The 4,917-nt window shown below is 62.7% G+C and carries 8 protein-coding genes; 4 read left to right on the top strand and 4 right to left on the bottom strand.

Translation table 11 applies throughout. The features are described 5' to 3' along the window. Positions 1–536 precede the first annotated feature (536 nt). Entirely contained in the window at positions 537–767 is a 231-nt protein-coding gene (locus ACFHWU_RS28645) for a hypothetical protein (RefSeq protein WP_416568093.1), read from the bottom strand. A gap of 15 nt (positions 768–782) precedes the next feature. On the opposite strand from ACFHWU_RS28645, the gene ACFHWU_RS28650 reads away from it, so the two are divergent. The 3 genes from ACFHWU_RS28650 (at position 783) to ACFHWU_RS28660 (ending at position 2,523) form a co-directional block, all read left to right on the top strand. Further along, positions 783–1,499, top strand: a complete 717-nt coding sequence (locus tag ACFHWU_RS28650) for a hypothetical protein (protein WP_416568092.1) — start codon at positions 783–785, stop codon at positions 1,497–1,499. A gap of 18 nt (positions 1,500–1,517) precedes the next feature. Further along, positions 1,518–1,835, top strand: a complete 318-nt coding sequence (locus tag ACFHWU_RS28655; RefSeq protein ID WP_416556623.1) for a hypothetical protein — start codon at positions 1,518–1,520, stop codon at positions 1,833–1,835. 115 nt (positions 1,836–1,950) lie between these two features. Further along, a complete protein-coding gene (locus ACFHWU_RS28660) occupies positions 1,951–2,523 on the top strand; it encodes a hypothetical protein (RefSeq protein WP_416592228.1) in 573 nt (190 codons plus the stop codon). A gap of 70 nt (positions 2,524–2,593) precedes the next feature. Here ACFHWU_RS28660 and ACFHWU_RS28665 read toward each other — a convergent pair whose 3' ends face one another. The 3 genes from ACFHWU_RS28665 to ACFHWU_RS28675 all read right to left on the bottom strand — a co-directional run bounded on the left by ACFHWU_RS28665 (position 2,594) and on the right by ACFHWU_RS28675 (position 4,256). Then, positions 2,594–2,776, bottom strand: a complete 183-nt coding sequence (locus tag ACFHWU_RS28665) for a DUF397 domain-containing protein (RefSeq protein ID WP_416557633.1) — start codon at positions 2,774–2,776, stop codon at positions 2,594–2,596. A 428-nt stretch (positions 2,777–3,204) separates the two neighbouring features. Then, positions 3,205–3,402, bottom strand: coding sequence for a DUF397 domain-containing protein (locus ACFHWU_RS28670; RefSeq protein ID WP_281552639.1), 198 nt, complete (start codon positions 3,400–3,402; stop codon positions 3,205–3,207). Further along, positions 3,399–4,256, bottom strand: coding sequence for a helix-turn-helix domain-containing protein (locus ACFHWU_RS28675; RefSeq protein WP_416592229.1), 858 nt, complete (start codon positions 4,254–4,256; stop codon positions 3,399–3,401). The genes ACFHWU_RS28670 and ACFHWU_RS28675 overlap by 4 nt, the downstream gene beginning before the upstream one ends. Before the next feature lie 285 nt (positions 4,257–4,541). On the opposite strand from ACFHWU_RS28675, the gene ACFHWU_RS28680 reads away from it, so the two are divergent. Beyond that, positions 4,542–4,892, top strand: coding sequence for a recombinase family protein (locus ACFHWU_RS28680; protein WP_416592230.1), 351 nt, complete (start codon positions 4,542–4,544; stop codon positions 4,890–4,892). The last annotated feature ends 25 nt before the right edge of the window (positions 4,893–4,917 follow it).

The raw sequence follows: 4,917 nt of genomic DNA on the forward strand, positions 1-4,917 counted from the left end.
GTCTACGACATCTGACAAACAATGATCAAGTCAGACATAGAGGAACAACGCCGGGGCCGTGACCCAGCTGGAGGCAGCGTGTCAGCAGGCAAAAGGTTGGTCGCATTCTCAGCAGCCCTCACACTGACAGCCGCCACAGCATTAGCGGGTCCATCCAGTCCCACCCAGGCCTATTCGTCAGACATCGACACCGAGTTGGTCCCGACGGAATGCAGTCCATACTCTTACGACGTAAGTTTCACGTCAACATCCTCGACCCGCACCGTGACGCACGCCCAATACTTCTCGATTCCGACAGGTGGCTCAGGTAGCCAAACCAGGTCAGTCGAGAAGGTCGCCAGCATCACCGCATCGGTGAGCTACACGTCGTCCGCCACCGTAAGCGCCACCACTGTGATGGCCGAATTTAGCGGAACGGTTGGTGTCACATTGGCGGCTTCTGGGTCTGTGACAAGGCAGACGAGTGAGTCGGTAACAATCACCGTCGGACCTGGTGCCTACGCGTTCTTTCATGGCGAGAAAAAATTCAATGGCAACTACTCCGGCTGGAAATGCAACAGTACCGGAACTGCGGCCAGCACGGTTTCAGGAAGTGCAGTATCGTTCGCAGTCCCGGCGGAAGGTGCCGCCAGCTGCTCAGCCTCATACTCTTCCAGCTCCTTCGAATACAAGGCTAAAGCGATAGCTTGTTGAGCTTTACGTCCCGGCACTATCAGCAGGAGCTGAGGAGCGGCGTCGACGACACCGCTCCTCAGCTCCTTCCGCAAGAACAAAGGAAATCAGTGCGTAAACAACCTCACGTTGCAGCGCTGGCGGCCATCGCGATTGCCTTTCTGATGGCCTGCGATGTCGGCGCAGTAAGGCGGCCATCAGAAGCTGAGTCACACGCTTCTCCACGATCTTCGGAATCCTCATTTGCAAATGAAACCACAGTTTGCGAATCAGAGCTACCAGAAACCAGGGAAGGCCTCTTGAAGGTCGAAGAAGTGTGGCCAGAATCTACGAGCGCAAGCCACGGATATCACTCGATCTCGCTTGACCAAGAAGCATGTTCCCGCCTAGGTCCAGCGAATGAACCAGAGTGCGACAGGCCATTTCCCTGGGTAGCAAAGAATCCAAATCACACAAACGCAATCCTTGCCGAAAACGGCGCCGACATACTGTATTTTGGCACCATTAGAGGACATCAGCCGGTACCAGCAGGAGAGGAGGCGGTAATCCAGGAGATCCGGCAAATGGTAGCAACCGGGCGGGTGATCGATACCAATGCGAATGAGATCGTGAGAGCCGCAAAGATGTGCGCGCCACTCATCCAGGATGATGACGATTTGGTATTCCAGTCGAAGGCACCGGGGCAAGAAATAGATGGGATGGTGACCGCCTTCCTTGTGGTCACGGAGAACAAGCTGATCTGGATCGAGTTCGATAACGTGGGCTGGACCGAAGAGGACTATCGAAACATAGTAAGGATGGCCGCCAAGGAGGCGGCGAAGATCTGAAGCCAATCAAGGGCAGCAATGACTATTTTCGGACGCTGGCATGACATTCGCGCGGCCCACATCGAACGATCCGGTGGCGAGCAGGCCGTCGAGTCCGGTAAGCAGGAACTGCCTGGCCACGAGGCCGCTGTGACCGGCTCGGGCCATGGGCACGGATCGCTGGAAGAGACGGTATATCTGATGGCCAGCCTCGCCAATGCTCAGCGGTTGGCCGAAGCGGTCGAAGAGCTACGCGACGGTGGCGGGGAGATTCACGACCTGATTGACCCTGGCCACGGCTCGGACGGGGCCGCCGGCAACTCAAAACCGCGCCGAGGTGAGGCTGAGATACCTTAACTTCGCCTTTTGACGTGCGTAAGCCTCACCTCGACGGCTTCCGGCTACAACAGTCTGGCTGGGAACCCACCCCGGCGACGCCCATCGCCGTGGCATGCAGGGCGACACTGTCGGCATGCGTCCCTCCATCACCATGGCCGTCGTAGCCGGGCTACTTGCCACGCAGGGCTGCACTGCCGCTGCTCCCGCACCTGAGGCGCCCCCGCCTACCCCGACCGTCGGACAGCCCGTGGTGTTGGATGCCCGCGTACCGGGTTGGGAGACCGCCGCCTGGCTCGCCGAAGACGCGTTCTGCGTGCGCGTCGCCCGCGTCGACGGTAAGCGCATGGAGGGCAAGGAGAACGAGTTCGTCTTCTGCGATCCGGCACCGGAGGCGTTGGACACACTCGGTCCGCCACTGCTGCCCACCAAGCCGATGCCATACGCCGCACCGCTTGACCCGCAGCAGCGGGAGATCATCCTGGTCGGGCCCGTACGCGGTGCCGTGACCAGCGTGTCCGTGACCATGTTCGGCCAGACCGCCACGGCCGCCGTACACCAACTCCCCGCCACCCGAAATCGCCAGATCGGCGCTTACGCGGTCTGGCTTCCTCGCGACGGGGGTGAGCGCGACGGGATGAACCTCTCCGACATCACCGCCGTCGTCGGCCGCGCCGCCGACGGCCACGTCGTGACCCAACTGGACTGACACCAGCGGAGGCACCGGCCAACTTGGGGAGCCGAGCCTCTGGAGCTCGGCCCGCTGCTGGGATGTTGGATCAGTGGTGCTGCTTGGCGAGCTCGACGAAGGAGCGCCAGGCGGACGGGCCGAAGATCAGCATCGGGCCGCTACGGTCCTTGGTGTCCCGAACCAGGACCCGACCGGGCAGGTTGTCGGCCACCTCGACGCACGAGCCGGCTTCGGAGTAGGTGCTGGTACGCCAAGTGGGTGCGCTGCTCACTGGATCATCTCCACCGATCGACGTCCACTCCTGGGCAGTGAGGTGCCAGAGAGACCGAGTCTCGATGCACACCGCCTCAATGAAGGGCAGCTCCCGAGAGAGCTGTGACAGGGTACCGATTTTACCCCTCCTGACCTGCGGCGGAGCGAGCGGTCCGCGAAGGGTCCGCCTGGAGAGAGCACGACGACAGCCCAAACGCCGCCGACGTCCACTCTCGAACAGTACTTGAGCTGCGTAAACAGCTCCGCGAAGGGTCCGCGCTCACGGACGTCATGACGGAGCCTTCGCAGCGCAGAGCGAACCGACCAACCCGGCCGGCGATCAGGCGGCCCTGACTCACCGCGTCCGGCGCGCGATGCAGGAGCGCCGACCCTACCGAGGCAGGGTCGGCGCTCTCCGGCTGTCTCGCCGAGATAGCCGTCAGGCCGTCAGTGGTGGCGCTTCGCCACCTCGATGAACGAGCGCCACGCGGACGGGCCGAAGGCCAGGGTGCCGCCGTCGCGGTTCTTGGTGTCCCGGACCAGGACCCGTCCCGGAAGGTTGTCGGCCACTTCGACGCAGTTGTTCTGTCCGTTGCTCCGGCTCGACGTGAACCAACGAGCCGCTGAAACGTCGCCAGTGATCACTTGCCCATCTCCTTCATCGCGTCCCTGATTGCCTGCCTCGACGCCCGCTCATCCAGCGAGGCGTCCCAGATGTTGCTGAATGCTCCCTCGTACCGGTCGATCTCATGCGGCTTGTCCAGGAACAGAGCACCGGTGAACCTGTCGACGTAGACCGTGGGCGGCTCCGTCGCCTGGCCGTTGCCGTTGGTGGGAAACTCCAACACGACAAACGGACCCGACATGATGCCGGCGTGCATCCCGACCGCGAACGGCAGCACCCTGAGTGCCACGTTCGGCATCTCGCTCACGGCGATTAGCCGTTCCAGCTGGGCGCTCATGACCTCCCGCCCGCCCACCGGCCGCCGGAGGATCGACTCGTTGAGCACCACCCTCAGCTCCGGTGCCGCGACCGGTCTGGTGAGCAGCGTTTGCCGAGCGATTCGGAGTTGAACCCGTCGGGCGATCTCGCGCGGCTCCGTGCCGGGGTTGTCGGCCTCGATCAGCGTGCGGGCGTAGTCCGCGGTTTGCAGTAGTCCTGGCACGAGCTCGGCTTCGTACCACCGCAACTGACTGCAGGACTCCTCCAGGCCGATGTAAACGTCGAAGCCCTCGTTGATTATGTCTGCGTAAGACAGCCACCAGCCCTTGCTCTTGGTCTCCTTGGCGAGAGCCATGAGCGATGTCGTCGTCTCGGCCAACGCGCCGTAGACGCGGCACATCTGCTCGACGTCGAGTGACCGCATGGACGTCTGCCCGGTCTCGATCCGCCAGATCTTCGCTTCGCTCCACTCCAGAGCGGAGGCGGCGGCTCTGACCGTGAACCGGGCCTGCATCCGGAGATCACGCAGGCAGCGACCCAGTTGCCGTCTCGGCACCGTTGACCCTGTCGCTCCTTCCGCCACGTCTCATCCTCCGCTCCTCGCCTCACGGTGAGGCGACCCTGTCACTCAAGATGAAAGCACCCGTACGCCTGTTTTGCAATGCATGCTGCGCTCTCGATGACGTACTTCTGGGTTCCGTAAATGAAGTCTTGTAGATCGATACACGCAGTGCTCTACTCGTCTTCAGTACCTGGGCGTGCCGCACCGCCCAGCAGCCGGCGAGGGGTCGCCCGAGCAGGCACATGTCGTCGGTCCCGCTCGACTCGAAGGGGGCAACCCATGGTGAAGCCGCTGATGTACGGCTACCTGCGGGTGGACCTCGACGCCCTCGACGGCGACATCCGGCAGATGGAACTCGCCCTCAAGTTCTGGGCCGAGCAGGAGGGCTACTGCTTAGCGGGGCTCTTCCATGAGTACGACACCGCGCTGAACCGCCCGGCCCTCACCGCACTGATCGAAGAGACCTGCCGCTCCAACGCCCGGCGCGTGATCACGCCCAGCCTCGCGCACCTCTCCACGCACCCGGTCGTCCAGCACCACCTTCTCGACGTGCTGGAAGACACCGGCGTCCAGGTCCACACCCTGCAGGAGGATCTAGGGCGTGTATCAAAGTCGGCCGTGGGCGGGTGACGACTTTCGGCGTGTCGCTGCCCGG

Source organism: Micromonospora sp. LOL_015 (assembly GCF_048060275.1).
In the GTDB taxonomy this organism is placed as follows: domain Bacteria; phylum Actinomycetota; class Actinomycetes; order Mycobacteriales; family Micromonosporaceae; genus Micromonospora_E.

Coding starts and splice junctions, on each gene's coding strand:
- ACFHWU_RS28660 (WP_416592228.1), top strand. CDS start 1,951: ATGCGTCCCTCCATCACCATGGCCGTCGTAGCCGGGCTACTTGCCACG.
- ACFHWU_RS28680 (WP_416592230.1), top strand. CDS start 4,542: ATGGTGAAGCCGCTGATGTACGGCTACCTGCGGGTGGACCTCGACGCC.
- ACFHWU_RS28655 (WP_416556623.1), top strand. CDS start 1,518: ATGACTATTTTCGGACGCTGGCATGACATTCGCGCGGCCCACATCGAA.